This window comes from Streptomyces sp. NPDC002076, from assembly GCF_053593835.1.
Genome location: NZ_JBSFDI010000019.1, coordinates 186,021 through 203,585, shown reverse-complemented (window position 1 = coordinate 203,585; position 17,565 = coordinate 186,021). Strand labels below are relative to the sequence as shown.

The following is a 17,565-nucleotide window of genomic DNA, read 5'->3' as shown; positions in this document are numbered from 1 at the left end:
CGGTTACATTCCGAACCCGGAAGCTAAGCCTCACAGCGCCGATGGTACTGCAGGGGGGACCCTGTGGGAGAGTAGGACGCCGCCGAACAATTCTTATGAAAAGGTCGGATCCTGAACTTCGGTTCGGGGTCCGGCCTTTTTACGTTTTGCTTAACGTGTCGTTCACCCTGCGCGCCCAGCATCCAGCACATGGGAACTGCTGCAATGCTCAGGGCCGCCGGCGTCGGAGTCGGTGACGAGGTCGTCGTACCTGCCTTCGGGAACGTCGAGGTCGCCGAGGCCGTGACCCTGGCCGGTGCGCTCCCGGTGTTCGCCGACATAGACCCGGTGACCTACTGCCTCGATCCCGTCGCCGTCGAGGCAGCCGTAACTCCGCGTACTGCGGCGGTCGTTGTCGTGCACCGCTTCGGACGGCGGGCCGATGTGCGGCGGTTGCACGGGCTCGGGCAGCGGCACGGTGTCCTGGTGCTGGAACAGGGCGAGTCCGAGGCGCCGTACGACGAGATAGCGCAGCGCAGGCAGCGGGCCGCCTACCTCGACGGCAAGCTCAAGGGCGTACGGACGCCGGACGGCGGTGACGGGCACACCTATCAGCAGTACGTCGTGCGAGTGCCGGGGAACGGCCGGCCGGACCGGGACGCCTTCGCGATGGCCCTGCGGGCCAAGGGCGTTGACTGCCGGGTGCCGGTCAAGACGCCCGTGCACCGGCTGCCGGAGTTCCGTCGGTGCGTGTCCCTGCCGGAGACCGAGCTGGCCGCCGACGAGACGCTGACGCTGCCCGTGGACGCCTCGCTCACCAAGCGGGAGATGCAGCGGATCGTGTCCGCCTGCAACGCGCTCGGGGGACTGCTGCAGCCCGCCTACTGAGCGGGTTCCGAACGAATTTGGGAACTCGGGCCCGCTCGGGGTAGAGTTTCTTCGTCGCCGCGAGGGAAACCTCGAAAACGACAGGCCCCTATAGCTCAGTCGGCAGAGCGTCTCCATGGTAAGGAGAAGGTCAACGGTTCGATTCCGTTTGGGGGCTCGGAGAGAAAGACCCCACCCTTTCGGGTGGGGTCTTTCTCATGCGTCCTTGTGGATTCCCGGGACGCGCATCGCCAGGATCGCCATGTCGTCCGACGGGGCGTCCGACGCGAAGCGTTCCACTGCCCGCATGATGCGCGCGGCGACCGCGCCCGCCGTCAGCCCCGTGCAGGTCGTGAGGACGTCGGCGAGGCCGTCGTCGCCCAGCATGCGCGCGCCTTCACGGCGTTCGGTGACGCCGTCCGTGACGCAGAGCAGTACATCACCGGGGTCGAGGGTGACGGTCTCCTCGTGCAGCTCCAGGTCCTCGATCACGCCCAGCAGCGGCTGCGGTTCGGCGGCCGGCGTCACCGTGCCGTCCTGGCGCAGGCGCAGCGGGAGCGGGTGGCCGGCGCAGACCACCTTCAGCTCGGCGCTGCCGTCCTCCTGCGGGCGCATCTCGCCGTAGAGGAGCGTCAGGAAGCGGCTGCGGTCGCCCTCGTCGAGGATCGCGGAGTTCAGGCGCTGCAGGACCGCCGGCCCGGACAGGCCCTCGCGGGCCAGCAGGCGCAGGGCGTGCCGGGCGAGGCCGGTGACCGCCGCCGCGTTGGGGCCCGTACCGCAGACGTCGCCGATGGCGAAGCCGTAGGCGCCGTTGCCGATCGGGAAGAGGTCGTAGAAGTCACCGCCGACCTCGTTGCCCTCTCCGGCGGCGCGGTAGATGACCTCGACCTCGACGCCGTCGATCTGCGGCAGGCCCGGCGGGAGCAGGCTGCGCTGGAGGGACTGGCTGATGGCCGTGCGCTCCGAGTACAGGCGGGCGTTGTCCAGGGCGAGTGCGGCCCGGCGGGACAGGTCTTCGGCCAGTTCCAGGATTTCCTGGCGGAAGTGTTCGTCCGTGGGCTTGCCGAGGGTCAGCATGCCGATGACGCGGTTGCGGGCGACGAGGGGCAGCACGACCGTTTCGCCGCCGACGGCGGAGGCCGTGGCGAGGGTGGGGCCGATGCCCGCGCTGACCCGGTGGGTGGGACCGCCGGACAGGCCGAGGCTGCGCATGGAGGAGCGCAGGGCCGCCCGGTGCGCCACCTCGGCGGGGACGGTCCACACGCGGGCGCCGGGGGTCGGTACCGGGTCCGGCGGCGGGACCTTCGACAGCAACGACTTGATGCCGTCGATGAGTTCCTCGTCCTCGTGCAGGACGTACGACAGATACGGCTCGGAGGCCTGGTCGGCGATCGTATAGACGGCGCACCAGGTGGCCAGGGTGGGGACCGTCATCTGGGCCATCAGGGCCAGCGTCTGGTCGCGGTCCAGGGTGCCCGCCAGCAGGTCGGAGGCCTCGACCAGGAAGCTCAGGGAGCCGCGGCGCAGCCGCTCCAGCTCGCCGAGGCGGGCCGACTCGACGGCCAGGGCGATCCGGTCGGCGGCGAACTGCAGGCGCAGCGCCTCCTCGTTGGAGTACCGGCCCGGTGCCTCGGCCGCGACGCCGAGCGAGCCGGTGAGGCGGCCTTCTACCTTCAGCGGGACGGTGACGACCGAGCGCATCCCGGTGCCGGCGAGCAGCGGTACGGCGCCGGGGACGGACGTGAGGTCGTCGTGGACGGCCGGCATGCGTGCCGAGCCGTAGCGGCCGGGGCCTGCTTCGACGGGCACGCGCGCGAAGCGCTGGCGGGCGGAGGGCAGGCCGGTGGAGGCGCGGACCTCCAGCTCGGTCTCGTCGTCGGTGGCCAGCAGCAGGAACGCGGAGTCGCCGTCGAGCATGTCGCGGGCGCGCTCCACCGTGCGCTGGAGGAGGCCGTCGAGGTCGTCCGGGGCGGGGGAGCCGATGAAGACCTCGAAGGGGTCGGTGCTCTGGCCGTCGGCGGACGGGGTCTGGTCGCCCGCGGGGACGCGTGGGGGAGTCTGGAGTACGGCGCGCTCGTGGTCGCGGACCAGGAGGCAGACGGTGGAGGGTTCGCCGCCGGTGTCGCGGACCCTGAGGTGGGAGGCGTAGACCGGGGCCACGCGGCCGTCGGCGCCGCGGATGCCGTAGCTGCCCTCCCAGCGGGAGAGCTGCAGGGCCTCGGCCACGCCGGTGCTGGTCCCCGGGGTGTGCGGCCAGGCCGCCAGTTCGGTGAGGGGCTTGCCGATGACCTCGCCGGCCGGATAGCCGAACAGTTCTTCGGCGTCCTCGTTCCAGGAGGTGATCGAGCCGTCCCGGTCCACCTGGAGGACCGCGACGCGCACCCGGCTGTCGGCCAGCGGGAGCAGGTCGGCGGGGAGGGAGGGGCCGGCGGTGCGGGTGCCGACGGGGCGTTCGGGGAGGTTGAGCTGGAACCAGACGTTCTTGTGGGTGGGCGTGTAGTCGACGCCCCAGCGGGTGGCCAGGGCCGCGCACAGCTGCAGGCCGCGGCCGCCCTCGCGGTCGGGGCTGCCCATGGAGGAGGCGGCGTGCTGGAGGGGGACCTCGCGTTCGGGGTAGCGGTCCGAGACCTCGACGCGCACGCCGTCCTCGGTGCGCAGGCACAGGACGTCCGCGTGCGTGCCCGCGTGGACGACCGCGTTGGTCACCAGCTCGCTGGTGAGGACCACGGCGTCGTCGACGATGTCGGCGAAGCCCCAGCCCTGGAGGGTGTCGCGGACGAAGGACCGGGCGGTCGCGACCGATCGCCCCACGGGCTCGAAGGTGGCGGCCGCGCGCGCGGTGATCACAGAACTCCTCGGCCGGTTGTCTACGTGCAGGGCTGCGTGGCCGACGGGCTCGCGCCGCTGCTGCGGCATCAGCTCGCCCGTCGGCTGTGGCTCCGGGGACTGTCCCCCGGGGATGACTCCGGTGGTCATGTTCTGCGGCCGCCCCTCCGATGCCCGCTCGTTCTCGTGCCACCGCCCAAGCCGGTCGGACCGGTGCGGCTGGACAGCCGGATGCAAGGTTACTTACCTTCGCCGTCCGAGCGGATGCCGGTCGCCGGTGTTTACCCCCCATGGTGTGCGGACGATGTGCGAAGCTGCCGAACTGTTATGGCCTGGTTGGGCCGGGGTGAAACACTGGGCAAGCTTCTGATGAAGGTCGGGTCAGCCTGCGTGTGTTCCGTGTACGGCGGGCAGCAGCCTCTGGTGTGGCCGGATCTCGTCTGGCAGAAATACGCAGCAGTAACCGGTACGCCGAAGTAACCGGTATGCCGAAACCGGCAGGCCGGGCCGAAGCGGCCGAGCACAGCAGTAGTGGTCTACCCCTCCGGGAGGGACACAGTGGAGTCTGGCGCGGCGACGCGTGGCACGAAGACGCGCGCGAAAGGCGGACCGTCCCTGGGCAGGCGCGGTGAGACCACCGCAGTGGACACGGCTGCCCTGAACCGGCTGTTGGCGGCTCTCGTCTCGATGCGGGACGGGAACTTCCGCAAGCGGCTCACGGTCTCCGGGGACGGCGTGATGTCGGAGATCGCGGCCGTCTTCAACGAGGTGGCCGACCGGAACCTGCATCTGACCGGTGAGCTGTCCCGGGTGCGGCGCATGGTGGGCCGTGAGGGCAAGTTGACGGAGCGGCTGGAGAAGGGGGCCTGCGAGGGCTCCTGGGCGTCCGCGATCGACGCCTCCAACGCGCTCGTCGACGATCTCGTGTGGCCGGTGTCGGAGGTCGGCCGGGTGCTCACGGCGGTCGCCGAGGGCGATCTGTCGCCGCGGATGGAGCTGCGGACGCAGGCGCTGGACGGCGGCACCGGGCACCCGCTGCGGGGTGAGTTCCTGAAGGTCGGCCGTACCGTCAACAATCTGGTCGACCAGTTGTCGACGTTCACGGACGAGGTCACGCGCGTGGCCAGCGAGGTCGGCACCGAGGGCAAGCTCGGTGGTCAGGCCCGGGTGCGCGGCATGTCCGGTTCGTGGAAGGACCTGACGGAGTCCGTCAACACGATGGCGCGGCAGCTGACCGCCCAGGTGCGCGACATCGCGCTGGTGACGACGGCGGTCGCCCGGGGTGACCTGTCACGCAAGGTGACCGTGCAGGTCGCCGGCGAGATGCTGGAGCTGAAGAACACCGTCAACACGATGGTGGAGCAGCTGTCGTCCTTCTCCGTGGAGGTGACCCGGGTCGCCCGTGAGGTGGGCACCGAGGGCATCCTGGGCGGGCAGGCGCAGGTGCCGGGCGTGGCCGGTGTGTGGAAGGAGCTGACCGACTCCGTCAACACGATGGCGGGCAACCTGACCGCGCAGGTGCGCGGGATCTCGCAGGTCACGACTGCTGTCGCCAGTGGTGATCTGTCGCAGAAGGTGACGGTGCCGGCGCGCGGCGAGGTGGCGCAGCTCGCCGAGACGATCAACCAGATGACCGAGACGCTGCGGATCTTCGCGGACGAGGTCACGCGCGTGGCGAACGAGGTCGGCGCGGAGGGCCGGCTCGGCGGGCAGGCGAACGTGCCGGGCGCCGCGGGTACGTGGAAGGACCTGACGGACTCCGTCAACACCGTGTTCCGGAACCTGACCATCCAGGTGCGGGACATCGCGACCGTGACGACGGCTGTGGCCAGTGGTGATCTGTCGCAGAAGGTCACAGTCGACGTGGCCGGCGAGATGCTGGAGCTGAAGAACACCGTCAACGGGATGGTGGACCAGCTGTCGGCGTTCGGTGCCGAGGTGACGCGGGTCGCACGGGAGATCGGTGTCGAGGGTGAGCTGGGCGGTCAGGCGCAGGTGCCGGGCGCGGCCGGTGCCTGGAAGGACCTGACCGACTCCGTCAACACGGCGTTCCGCAACCTGACCGGTCAGGTGCGCAACATCGCTCAGGTGACGACGGCGGTGGCCAACGGCGATCTGTCGCAGAAAGTCACCGTGGACGTCTCCGGCGAGATGCTCAAGCTGAAGAACACCGTGAACACGATGGTGGACCAGCTGTCGAGCTTCGCCGACCAGGTCACGCGGATGGCCCGTGACGTGGGTACGGAGGGCCGCCTCGGCGGTCAGGCCCGGGTGGACGGCGTGTCGGGCACGTGGAAGGAGTTGACGGACTCCGTCAACTTCATGGCCGGCAACCTCACCTCGCAGGTGCGGCAGATCGCCCAGGTGACGACGGCCGTGGCGCGCGGTGACCTGTCGCAGAAGATCGACGTCGACGCGCGCGGTGAGATTCTTGAGCTGAAGAACACGATCAACACCATGGTTGATCAGCTGTCCGCCTTCGCCGACCAGGTGACCCGGGTGGCCCGTGACGTGGGCACCGAGGGCCGCCTGGGCGGTCAGGCGCAGGTTCCTGGTGTGGCCGGTGTCTGGCGGGACCTGACCGACTCCGTGAACGGCATGGCCGGCAACCTGACGGCCCAGGTCCGCAATATCGCGCAGGTCGCGACGGCCGTGGCGCGCGGTGACCTCTCCCAGAAGATCACCGTGGACGCGCGCGGGGAGATCCTGGAGCTGAAGAACACCCTGAACACGATGGTGGACCAGCTGTCGTCGTTCGCCCAGGAGGTCACGCGAGTGGCCCGTGAGGTGGGCACCGAGGGCATCCTGGGCGGTCAGGCCGAGGTGCAGGGGGTCTCCGGCACCTGGAAGGACCTCACGCAGTCGGTGAACTTCATGGCGAACAACCTGACGATCCAGGTGCGCAACATCGCCGAGGTCACCACCGCGGTCGCCAAGGGCGACCTGTCGAAGAAGATCACTGTTGACGCGAAGGGCGAGATCCTTGAGCTCGTCACGACGGTCAACACCATGGTTGATCAGCTGTCCAGCTTCGCCGAGCAGGTGACCCGGGTGGCCCGTGAGGTGGGCACCGAGGGCATCCTGGGCGGTCAGGCGCACGTACCGGGTGTCACCGGTATCTGGAAGGACCTCAGCAACAACGTCAACCTCATGGCCAACAACCTGACCATGCAGGTGCGGAACATCTCCCAGGTGGCCTCGGCCGTCGCCAATGGCGACCTGACGCGGCAGGTGACGATCGAGGCGCGCGGTGAGGTCGCGCAGCTCGCCGACACCATCAACATCATGGTCAAGACGCTGAGCTCGTTCGCCGACCAGGTCACCAAGGTGGCCCGTGAGGTGGGCACGGACGGCATCCTGGGCGGCCAGGCGCACGTACCTGGTGTGGCCGGCACCTGGAAGGACCTCACCGAGTCCGTGAACCAGATGGCGTCCAACCTGACCGGTCAGGTGCGGAACATCGCCATGGTGACCACGGCGATCGCCAAGGGTGACCTGACCAAGAAGATCGACATTGACGCGCGCGGCGAGATCCTCGAGCTGAAGACGACGATCAACACCATGGTTGATCAGCTGTCCAGCTTCGCCGAGGAGGTCACGCGCGTGGCCCGCGAGGTGGGTACGGAGGGACAGCTCGGCGGCCAGGCACGCGTGCGTGACGTCGACGGCACCTGGCGGGACCTGACCGAGTCGGTGAACGAGATGGCCGGGAACCTGACCCGGCAGGTGCGTGCCATCGCGCGCGTGGCGACCGCGGTGACCCGCGGCGACCTGAACCTGAAGATCGACGTCGACGCGTCCGGCGAGATCCAGGAACTGCAGGACTACATCAACAAGATGATCGCCAACCTGCGCGACACCACGATCGCCAACAAGGAGCAGGACTGGCTCAAGGGCAACCTGGCCCGTATCTCCGGCCTCATGCAGGGCCGCCGGGACCTGGAGGACGTGGCCTCGCTGATCATGAGCGAGCTGACGCCGGTCGTCTCCGCGCAGCACGGCGCGTTCTTCCTGACGATGCCGCTGATGGAGGGCAAGGACGTCGGCGACGGCGAGGACACCTACGAGCTGCGGATGCTGGGCTCGTACGGCTACTCGATGGGCTCCATGCCGACATCGTTCCGGCCCGGTGAGGCGCTGGTCGGCACGGCCGCCCAGGAGAAGCGCACGATCCTGGTGGAGAACGCGCCCAGCGGCTATCTGAAGATCTCCTCCGGCCTCGGCGAGGCCCCGCCGGCGCAGGTGATCGTGCTGCCGGTGCTGTTCGAGGGCAATGTGCTCGGTGTGATCGAGCTCGCCTCCTTCACACCGTTCACGCAGATCCAGAAGGACTTCCTCAACCAGATCGCCGAGATGATCGCGACGAGCGTCAACACCATCTCGGTCAACACCAAGACCGAGCAGCTGCTGAAGCAGTCGCAGGAACTGACCGAGCAACTCCGCGAGCGTTCGGCCGAGCTGGAGAACCGCCAGAAGGCGCTGCAGGCCTCCAACGCCGAACTGGAGGAGAAGGCCGAGCTGCTGGCCCGGCAGAACCGCGACATCGAGGTGAAGAACACCGAGATCGAGGAGGCCCGGCAGGTCCTGGAGGAGCGTGCCGAGCAGCTCGCGGTGTCGATGCGTTACAAGAGCGAGTTCCTCGCCAACATGTCGCACGAGCTGCGTACGCCGCTCAACTCGCTGCTGATTCTGGCCAAGTTGCTCGCCGACAACGCCGAGGGCAACCTGTCCCCGAAGCAGGTGGAGTTCGCCGAGACCATCCACGGCGCCGGCTCCGACCTGCTGCAGCTGATCAACGACATCCTCGACCTGTCGAAGGTCGAGGCGGGCAAGATGGACGTCTCCCCGACGCGTATCGCGCTCGTGCAGCTCGTGGACTACGTGGAGGCCACCTTCCGGCCGCTGACCGCGGAGAAGGGCCTGGATCTGTCCGTTCGGGTCTCCCCGGAGCTGCCCGCGACCCTGCACACCGACGAGCAGCGGCTGCTGCAGGTGCTGCGCAACCTGCTGTCGAACGCGGTGAAGTTCACCGACTCCGGGTCGGTGGAGCTGGTGATCAGGCCGGCCGGCGCGGACGTGCCGGTGGGCATCCGGGAGCAGCTGCTGGAGGCCGGCTCGCTGACCGATCCGGACGGACCGTTGATCGCGTTCTCGGTGACGGACACCGGCATCGGCATCGCAGCCAGCAAGATGCGGGTGATCTTCGAGGCGTTCAAGCAGGCGGACGGCACGACCAGCCGCAAGTACGGCGGCACCGGCCTCGGTCTGTCGATCTCCCGGGAGATCGCGCAGCTGCTCGGCGGTGAGATCCACGCGCAGAGCGAACCGGGGCGCGGCTCGACGTTCACGCTGTACCTGCCGCTGCACCCGAGCGAGCTGCCGCCGCAGGGCTACCAGCAGTCGGTCCCCCCGCTGGAGGCGGGCGAGCTGCTGGCCTCCGAGGCCCGGCAGTCCTCGGAGCTGTCCGCCGTGGAGATCGAGACCCCGGCCGAGGTGAAGTCGTACCGGGAGACGCAGAACGGTCCCGCCGCGCTCTTCCGGCGCCGGCGCCGGGGTCTGCCGCAGGGTGAGCAGCGGCCCGAGCACTGGGCGGCGGTGCCGGAGCAGGAGGGCGCGCCGCAGTCCGCGCGCGGGGTGCGGTTCGGCGGCGAGAAGGTGCTGATCGTCGACGACGACATCCGCAACGTGTTCGCCCTCACCAGCGTCCTGGAGCAGCACGGTCTGTCGGTGCTGTACGCCGAGAACGGCCGCGAGGGCATCGAGGTGCTGGAGCAGCACGACGACGTGGCGGTCGTGCTGATGGACATCATGATGCCGGAGATGGACGGCTACGCGACGACCACGGCGATCCGCAGGATGCCGCAGTTCGCCGGGCTGCCGATCATCGCGCTGACCGCGAAGGCGATGAAGGGCGACCGGGAGAAGGCGATCGAGTCCGGTGCCTCCGACTACGTGACCAAGCCGGTCGACCCGGATCATCTGCTGGCCGTGATGCAGCAGTGGATGGGTGGGAAGTGACGAGATCGGCGCACCGGGATGTGAACACCCGGAGAACCCTTGGCGTGGGTCGGGAGTTGTCCACTTGAGGTGAGGGCGAAGGTACGGCTTAGGGTGGCCTGCGAACGTATGGGAATGCGGGATTCCGGGAACCATCACCACCCCCGCCGCGTTTTCGCTATGTGCACAGTGACATCGCGGTGACAGGGTGTGGCGACGGGCGGGGTGCGGCTACGATGACCGGCACAAGGACGGGCGGCGAAAGGGAGTCGTCCCCTGGGGCGGCGCCCGGTGTACCGCCGGGGCGAGGAGGGCGGGCCATGGTGCAGAAGGCCAAGATCCTCCTGGTCGATGACCGGCCGGAGAATCTGCTGGCGCTGGAGGCGATCCTCTCTGCGCTCGATCAGACGCTGGTGCGGGCATCGTCCGGGGAGGAAGCGCTCAAGGCACTGCTCACGGACGATTTCGCGGTCATTCTGCTGGACGTCCAGATGCCGGGCATGGACGGATTCGAGACCGCAGCGCACATCAAGCGGCGCGAGCGGACCCGGGACATCCCGATCATCTTCCTTACGGCGATCAACCACGGCCCGCACCACACCTTCCGGGGCTATGCGGCGGGCGCGGTCGACTACATCTCCAAGCCCTTCGACCCGTGGGTGCTGCGCGCGAAGGTCTCGGTGTTCGTCGAGCTGTACATGAAGAACTGCCAGCTGCGGGAGCAGGCGGCGCTGCTGCGGCTGCAGTTGGACGGCGGCGGCAAGGGCGCGGTCGGCGGCAAGGAGTCCGCCGGGCTGCTCGCCGAGCTGTCCGCGCGGCTCGCGGCCGTGGAGGAGCAGGCCGAGGCGCTGTCCAAGCAGCTGGACGACGACTCGGCGGACGCGGCCGCGGTGGCCACGGCGGCCCATCTGGAGCGCAAACTCACCGGGTTGCGCCGCGCGCTCGACGCCCTGGAGCCGGGCGCCGGCCCCGGCGGCTCGTCGGTGCCGGCGCAGAACTGACGTACACTCGGGCGGCGGTTGCCCATGAGCGTGCGTCAGTTCCGGTCCTCGACAAGGGCGACACGAACGGGTGAAGCTGTGGGCACACGTGTCCGCCGTCGTCTCCCCCGGTAACCTCACACCCATGGCCTCACGTCCCTCCGCAGCCAAGAAGCAGCCCGCCAGGAAGGCGGCCGCTCCCGCGAAGGCTCCGGCGAAGAAGGCCGCAGCGAAGAAGGCTCCGGCGAAGAAGGCGCCCGCCAAGAAGGCCCCGGCCAGAAGGGCCGCGCCGCCGAAGCCGGCGCCCAGCCCCACCGGGGGCGTGTACCGACTTGTGCGCGCCCTCTGGCTGGGCCTCGCGCACGCCGTCGGCGCCGTCTTCCGCGGCATAGGGCGGGGCGCGCGGAACCTCGATCCGGCCCACCGCAAGGACGGCATCGCGCTGCTGCTGTTCGGCATCGCGCTGATCGTCGCCGCCGGCACCTGGGCCAACCTGAAGGGCCCCGTCGGCGACCTCGTGGAGATCCTCGTCACTGGCGCCTTCGGCCGGCTGGACCTGCTGGTGCCGATCCTGCTCGCGGTGATCGCCGTACGGCTCGTCCGGCACCCGGAGCAGCCGGAGGCCAACGGGCGGATCGTGATCGGCCTGTCCGCGCTCGTCATCGGCGTGCTCGGGCAGGTCCACATCGCCTGCGGCTCGCCCGCCCGCAGCGACGGCATGCAGGCCATAAGGGACGCAGGCGGCCTCATCGGCTGGGCGGCGGCCACTCCGCTGACGTACTCCATGAGCGACGCGCTCGCCGTACCGCTGCTGGTGCTGCTGACGGTCTTCGGGCTGCTCGTGGTGACCGCCACCCCGGTCAACGCCATCCCGCAGCGGCTGCGGGCGCTCGGCGTACGCCTGGGCGTGCTGCACGACCACGAGGCGGAGGACTTCACCGAGGACGACGAGCGCTACGACGAACAGTGGCGCGAGGGGCTGCCCGCACGCCCCCGCAAGCGCTCGTCCGCCCCCAAGGCGTACGACCCCGACGGCGCCGAGGAGGAGGCCCTCTCACAGCGCCGTGGGCGCCCCCGGCGCTCCGCGGTGCCCCAGCCGGATCCGCAGCGCCGGATGGACGCCGTGGATGTCGCGGCGGCCGCCGCCGCGGCGCTCGACGGCGCGGTGCTGCACGGCATGCCGCCCTCCCCGCTGGTCGCGGACCTGACCCAGGGCGTCAGCGTGGGCGACCGCGAGGAGACCACGCCGGTGCCCACCCCGGCGCCGGCCCCCGCGCCCGCCCCGGCTCCCGTCCCGGCCGCGCGCCCCAAGCAGGAGAAACTCACGGCCGGGATCGTCCCCGACCTGACCAAGAGAGCCCCCGAGGAGCCGCGCGACCTGCCGCCGCGCGCGGAGCAGCTCCAGCTCTCGGGGGACATCACCTACTCACTGCCGTCGCTGGACCTGCTCACGCGCGGCGGGCCCGGCAAGGCGCGCAGCGAGGCCAACGACGCGGTCGTCGCCTCGCTCACCCAGGTCTTCACCGAGTTCAAGGTCGACGCGGCCGTCACCGGCTTCACCCGCGGCCCGACGGTCACCCGCTACGAGGTCGAGCTCGGCCCCGCCGTGAAGGTCGAGCGGATCACCGCGCTGACCAAGAACATCGCGTACGCCGTCGCCAGCCCGGACGTCAGGATCATCAGCCCCATCCCCGGCAAGTCCGCGGTCGGCATCGAGATCCCGAACACCGACCGGGAGATGGTCAACCTCGGCGATGTGCTGCGGCTCGCGGAGTCCGCCGAGGACGACGACCCGATGCTGGTCGCCTTCGGCAAGGACGTCGAGGGCGGGTACGTGATGCACTCGCTGGCGAAGATGCCGCACATGCTGGTCGCCGGTGCGACCGGCTCCGGCAAGTCGTCCTGCATCAACTGTCTGATCACCTCGGTCATGATGCGGGCGACCCCGGAGGACGTCCGGATGATCCTGGTCGACCCCAAGCGGGTGGAGCTGACCGCCTACGAGGGCATCCCGCACCTGATCACGCCGATCATCACCAATCCCAAGCGGGCCGCCGAGGCGCTGCAGTGGGTCGTGCGCGAGATGGACCTGCGCTACGACGACCTGGCGGCCTACGGCTACCGGCACATCGACGACTTCAACCAGGCCGTCCGCGACGGCAAGGTCAAGCCGCCGGAGGGCAGCGAGCGCGAGCTGCAGCCGTACCCGTATCTGCTGGTGATCGTGGACGAGCTGGCCGACCTGATGATGGTCGCCCCGCGCGACGTCGAGGACGCGATCGTGCGCATCACCCAGCTCGCGCGCGCGGCCGGCATCCATCTGGTGCTCGCCACCCAGCGTCCGTCGGTCGACGTGGTCACCGGCCTGATCAAGGCCAACGTGCCCTCCCGGCTCGCCTTCGCCACCTCCTCGCTCGCCGACTCCCGGGTCATCCTCGACCAGCCCGGCGCCGAGAAGCTGATCGGCAAGGGCGACGGCCTGTTCCTGCCGATGGGCGCGAACAAGCCGACCCGTATGCAGGGCGCATTCGTCACCGAGGCCGAGGTCGCGGCCGTCGTCCAGCACTGCAAGGACCAGATGGCGCCGGTCTTCCGGGACGACGTCACGGTCGGCAGCAAGCAGAAGAAGGAGATCGACGAGGACATCGGCGACGACCTGGACCTGCTGTGCCAGGCGGCCGAGCTGGTCGTCTCCACCCAGTTCGGGTCGACCTCCATGCTCCAGCGCAAGCTGCGTGTCGGCTTCGCCAAGGCCGGGCGGCTCATGGACCTCATGGAGTCCCGCAACATCGTGGGCCCGAGCGAGGGATCCAAGGCACGTGACGTTCTTGTGAAGCCTGATGACCTGGACGGCGTGCTCGCCCTGATCCGCGGGGAGTCTGGGGAGTAGGGCGAAGGGCCGTCCGGCGGACGCCGGTTACGCCGGGTGGCGGCATCGTCCGTGATCCACCCGTTAGAGAGCGGCGAGCAACCGTTTCCCTTTGTCGTACGTCCAGTTGAGCGAAAGGACAGATGGGCATCCCACGATGGGGTACCTGCCTGTCGAACCATAGGAATGTCCGGCCATTCCTATGATGTACAAAGTCAGACCGCCCGGTTGCCCCACCCTTTCGTACCCCCCCTAGACTGAGCTTCCAGCACAGGTGGCTACACGCTCGAAAGGCGCCCCCGTGTCCATCGGCAACTCCCCTGAAGACGAGCGTCCGTTGCAAGACGAGTCCCAGGAAGCCCGTGTCTCCGTGGGCCGCGCCCTGCAGCAGGCGCGGATCGCGGCCGGGCTCACCGTGGACGACGTCAGCACCGCCACTCGTGTCCGTATCGCCATCATCCACGCCATCGAGGCGGACGACTTCGCCCCCTGCGGCGGCGATGTGTACGCCCGCGGACACATCCGAACGCTGGCCAAGGCCGTACGCCTCGATCCCGCACCCCTGATCACCCAGTACGACGCCGAGCACGGCGGCCGTCCCGCACCCACCCCGGCGGCACCCCTGTTCGAGGCCGAGCGGATCCGGCCGGAGCGGCGCGGGCCGAACTGGACCGCCGCCATGGTCGCCGCGATCGTCGTCGTGATCGGCTTCGTCGCCTTCACCGCGGTCAAGGGCGGCACCTCGGGCAACGACGCGAAGTCGCAGGTCGCCGGGGGCGGCGGCACGCCCGCGGCGAGCAAGTCGGCCTCGCCCACGCCGAAGAAGGACAAGCCCGCCACTCCGAGCACCGAGCCCTCCGACAGCGCCATCGCCGCCGCGCCCCAGGACAAGGTGACCGTCCAGGTCAGCGCGCCCAACGGACGCAGCTGGATCTCGGCCAAGGACCACAACGGCCGGATGCTCTTCGACGGGCTGCTGAGCAAGGGCGAGTCCAAGACCTTCCAGGACAGCTCCAAGATCAACCTGATCCTCGGCGACGCCGGCGCGATCGAGCTGTACGTCAACGGCAAGAAGATCGACGACAACTTCCAGCCGGGCCAGGTGGAGCGCCTCACCTACACGAAGGGTGACCCGGTGGCGGGCTGAGGAGCCCTCGGGAAGAGTGCGTGTGACGGGGTTGACCAAGATCGGCCAACCCCGTCGACGTGGGCTGTCAGTGAGACGAAGTACTCTTGAGCCCATGCCTGAACGCCGTACCGTCGCACTCGTCACTCTCGGCTGCGCCCGTAACGAGGTGGACTCGGAGGAGCTCGCAGGCCGTTTGGAGGCGGACGGCTGGCAGCTGGTCGAGGACGCCGCGGACGCCGATGTCGCCGTGGTCAACACGTGTGGCTTCGTCGAGGCCGCGAAGAAGGACTCCGTCGACGCCCTCCTCGAGGCCAACGACCTCAAGGACCATGGGAGAACCCAGGCCGTCGTGGCGGTGGGCTGCATGGCCGAGCGGTATGGCAAGGAGCTCGCCGAGGCGCTGCCCGAGGCCGACGGCGTGCTCGGCTTCGACGACTACGTGAACATCTCCGACCGTCTGCAGACCATCCTGTCCGGGGGCGTCCACGCCTCCCACACCCCGCGCGACCGCCGCAAGCTGCTCCCGATCAGCCCGGCCGAGCGCCAGGAATCGGCCGCGTCCGTCGCCCTGCCCGGGCACGCCCCTGCCGATCTCCCGGAGGGCCTGGCGCCCGCCTCCGGCCCCCGCGCCCCCCTGCGCCGCCGCCTCGACGGTTCCCCGGTCGCCTCGGTGAAGCTCGCTTCCGGCTGCGACCGGCGCTGCTCCTTCTGCGCCATCCCGTCCTTCCGTGGCTCCTTCATCTCCCGCCGCCCCAGCGACGTGCTGAACGAGACGCGCTGGCTGGCCGAGCAGGGCGTGAAGGAGATCATGCTGGTCTCCGAGAACAACACCTCCTACGGCAAGGACCTGGGGGACATCCGCCTGCTGGAGTCCCTGCTGCCCGAGCTGGCCGAGGTCGACGGCATCGAGCGGGTGCGGGTGAGCTATCTGCAGCCGGCCGAGATGCGCCCGGGTCTGATCGACGTGCTGACCTCCACCCCGAAGGTCGCCCCGTACTTCGACCTGTCCTTCCAGCACTCCGCGCCCGGCGTGCTGCGCGCCATGCGCCGCTTCGGCGACACCGACCGCTTCCTGGAGCTGCTCGACACCATCCGCTCCAAGGCGCCCGAGGCCGGCGTGCGCTCCAACTTCATCGTCGGCTTCCCCGGCGAGAGCGAGACGGACCTGGCCGAGCTGGAGCGCTTCCTGAACGGCGCCCGCCTGGACGCCATCGGTGTCTTCGGCTACTCCGACGAGGAGGGCACGGAGGCCGCGACCTACGACGACAAGCTCGACGAGGACGTCGTGGCCGAGCGCCTGGCCCGGGTGTCCCGGCTGGCCGAGGAGCTCGTCTCGCAGCGCGCCGAGGAGCGCGTCGGCGCAACCGTGCACGTCCTGGTCGAGTCCGTCGACGAGGAAGAGGGCGTGTACGGCCGTGCCGCGCACCAGGCGCCCGAGACCGACGGCCAGGTTCTGCTCACGAGCGGCGCGGGCCTGAGCGTCGGACGTATGGTCGAGGCGAAGGTGGTCGGTACGGAAGGTGTCGACCTGGTGGCCGAGCCGCTGGCCGGCTCGCTCGCGTGCAGTGAGGAGGCGGGCAGATGACCGGAGTCCCGGCATCCGCCGCGGGTGGCTCCTCCGGCGCGCACGGCGCCCGGAGTTCCGCCGCCGCTGCCGACGGCGCTCGGTCCGAGGTCTCCGGTTCTGCTCCAGGTCCCGACAGTGGCGGCAGGCCCGCGCGCGGCGGGAAGATCGCGGCCGCGGCCGTCAACCAGGCCAGCGTCTGGAACGTGGCCAATCTGCTGACCATGCTCCGGCTGGTCCTGGTGCCCGGCTTCGTGGCGCTGATGCTGGCGAACGGCGGCTATGACCCGGCCTGGCGCTCGCTGGCCTGGGCGGCCTTCGCCATCGCCATGATCACCGACCTGTTCGACGGGCATCTGGCTCGCACCTACAACCTGGTCACCGACTTCGGGAAGATCGCCGACCCCATCGCCGACAAGGCGATCATGGGAGCGGCGCTGATCTGTCTCTCGGCCCTGGGCGATCTGCCGTGGTGGGTGACGGCCGTGATCCTCGGCCGGGAACTCGGCATCACGCTGCTTCGTTTTCTGGTCATTCGCTACGGCGTGATCCCGGCCAGCCGTGGGGGCAAGCTGAAGACCCTCACCCAGGGTGTGGCGGTCGGGATGTACGTCCTGGCGCTGACGGGATGGCTGGCCACACTGAGGTTCTGGGTGATGGCCGTGGCGGTCGTCCTCACCGTCGTCACCGGACTCGACTACGTGAGACAAGCCATTGTGCTGCGCAGGCAGGGAATCGCCGAGCGCGCGGCGGCGTTGGAGGAGAAGGAAGCGTGAGCTCGAAGGCCACCGAACTGGTGCGACTACTGACCGTGAGGGGCGAGACCCTCGCCGTCGCCGAGTCGCTCACCGGTGGCCTGGTGGCGGCGGAGATCACATCGGTCCCCGGAGCGTCCAAGGTGTTCCGGGGTTCGGTCACCGCCTACGCCACCGAGCTGAAGCATGAGCTGCTGGGCGTCGACGCCACCCTGCTGGCGCAGCGAGGAGCGGTGGATCCGCAGGTCGCGGGTGAGATGGCAGCCGGAGTACGGAAGGTTTTGGGCGCTGACTGGGGCATCGCGACCACCGGAGTCGCCGGCCCCGAACCGCAGGACGGCCAGCCCGTCGGGACGGTCTTCGTGGCCGTGGACGGGCCGCTCACCGACCGCCCCGGTTCCGCCGGTGGCGGAAAAGTGGAAGCCCTGCGGTTGAACGGCAGCCGTGCGGAAATTCGTATGGAGAGTGTACGGAGCGTACTCGCAGTGCTCCTCGAGCAGCTAGCGGGCGAACAGACCGGTAATGAGCGGGCACAGGATACGGAACGGAACGGGGGGTTTTGATGTTTGCAGCCCTGAGTGAACACGACATCGCTCCCC

9 protein-coding genes, 1 tRNA gene and 1 rRNA gene are annotated in these 17,565 nt (G+C 69.6%); 10 read left to right on the top strand and 1 reads right to left on the bottom strand.

Going from position 1 to position 17,565, the window contains the following annotated elements; translation table 11 throughout:
• The 3 genes from rrf to ACWCQS_RS33550 form a co-directional block, all read left to right on the top strand.
• Window positions 1-88: ribosomal RNA gene (gene rrf, locus ACWCQS_RS33560) — 5S ribosomal RNA — on the top strand; the annotation flags it as partial.
• 116 nt (window positions 89-204) lie between these two features.
• A complete protein-coding gene (locus tag ACWCQS_RS33555; protein WP_451007954.1) occupies window positions 205-867 on the top strand; it encodes a DegT/DnrJ/EryC1/StrS family aminotransferase in 663 nt (220 codons plus the stop codon).
• Between the two features lie 84 nt (window positions 868-951).
• Window positions 952-1,024 (top strand) — tRNA-Thr (locus ACWCQS_RS33550).
• A gap of 38 nt (window positions 1,025-1,062) precedes the next feature.
• Here the strand turns inward: ACWCQS_RS33550 and ACWCQS_RS33545 are convergent.
• Complete coding sequence (locus ACWCQS_RS33545) at window positions 1,063-3,822, bottom strand: SpoIIE family protein phosphatase (RefSeq protein WP_451007949.1); 2,760 nt, start codon at window positions 3,820-3,822, stop codon at window positions 1,063-1,065.
• Between the two features lie 408 nt (window positions 3,823-4,230).
• On the opposite strand from ACWCQS_RS33545, the gene ACWCQS_RS33540 reads away from it, so the two are divergent.
• The 7 genes from ACWCQS_RS33540 (at window position 4,231) to ACWCQS_RS33510 (ending at window position 17,529) form a co-directional block, all read left to right on the top strand.
• Window positions 4,231-9,690, top strand: coding sequence for a HAMP domain-containing protein (locus ACWCQS_RS33540; protein ID WP_451007948.1), 5,460 nt, complete (start codon window positions 4,231-4,233; stop codon window positions 9,688-9,690).
• Window positions 9,691-9,989: 299 nt separating this feature from the next.
• Complete coding sequence (locus ACWCQS_RS33535) at window positions 9,990-10,670, top strand: response regulator (RefSeq protein WP_451007947.1); 681 nt, start codon at window positions 9,990-9,992, stop codon at window positions 10,668-10,670.
• A 124-nt stretch (window positions 10,671-10,794) separates the two neighbouring features.
• A complete protein-coding gene (locus ACWCQS_RS33530) occupies window positions 10,795-13,539 on the top strand; it encodes a DNA translocase FtsK (protein WP_451007946.1) in 2,745 nt (914 codons plus the stop codon).
• A gap of 280 nt (window positions 13,540-13,819) precedes the next feature.
• Window positions 13,820-14,665 (top strand): helix-turn-helix domain-containing protein, encoded by an 846-nt coding sequence (locus ACWCQS_RS33525; RefSeq protein WP_451007945.1) that lies wholly within the window; start codon window positions 13,820-13,822, stop codon window positions 14,663-14,665.
• A gap of 94 nt (window positions 14,666-14,759) precedes the next feature.
• Complete coding sequence (gene rimO, locus ACWCQS_RS33520) at window positions 14,760-16,232, top strand: 30S ribosomal protein S12 methylthiotransferase RimO (RefSeq protein ID WP_451007944.1); 1,473 nt, start codon at window positions 14,760-14,762, stop codon at window positions 16,230-16,232.
• Window positions 16,229-16,987 (top strand): CDP-diacylglycerol--glycerol-3-phosphate 3-phosphatidyltransferase, encoded by a 759-nt coding sequence (pgsA, locus tag ACWCQS_RS33515; RefSeq protein ID WP_451007943.1) that lies wholly within the window; start codon window positions 16,229-16,231, stop codon window positions 16,985-16,987. The genes rimO and pgsA overlap by 4 nt, the downstream gene beginning before the upstream one ends.
• A complete protein-coding gene (locus ACWCQS_RS33510; RefSeq protein WP_451007942.1) occupies window positions 16,984-17,529 on the top strand; it encodes a CinA family protein in 546 nt (181 codons plus the stop codon). The genes pgsA and ACWCQS_RS33510 overlap by 4 nt, the downstream gene beginning before the upstream one ends.
• Window positions 17,530-17,565: the final 36 nt, after the last annotated feature.

Coding starts and splice junctions, on each gene's coding strand:
- ACWCQS_RS33555 (WP_451007954.1), top strand. CDS start 205: ATGCTCAGGGCCGCCGGCGTCGGAGTCGGTGACGAGGTCGTCGTACCT.
- rimO (WP_451007944.1), top strand. CDS start 14,760: ATGCCTGAACGCCGTACCGTCGCACTCGTCACTCTCGGCTGCGCCCGT.
- ACWCQS_RS33530 (WP_451007946.1), top strand. CDS start 10,795: ATGGCCTCACGTCCCTCCGCAGCCAAGAAGCAGCCCGCCAGGAAGGCG.
- pgsA (WP_451007943.1), top strand. CDS start 16,229: ATGACCGGAGTCCCGGCATCCGCCGCGGGTGGCTCCTCCGGCGCGCAC.
- ACWCQS_RS33545 (WP_451007949.1), bottom strand. CDS start 3,822: ATGACCACCGGAGTCATCCCCGGGGGACAGTCCCCGGAGCCACAGCCG.
- ACWCQS_RS33535 (WP_451007947.1), top strand. CDS start 9,990: ATGGTGCAGAAGGCCAAGATCCTCCTGGTCGATGACCGGCCGGAGAAT.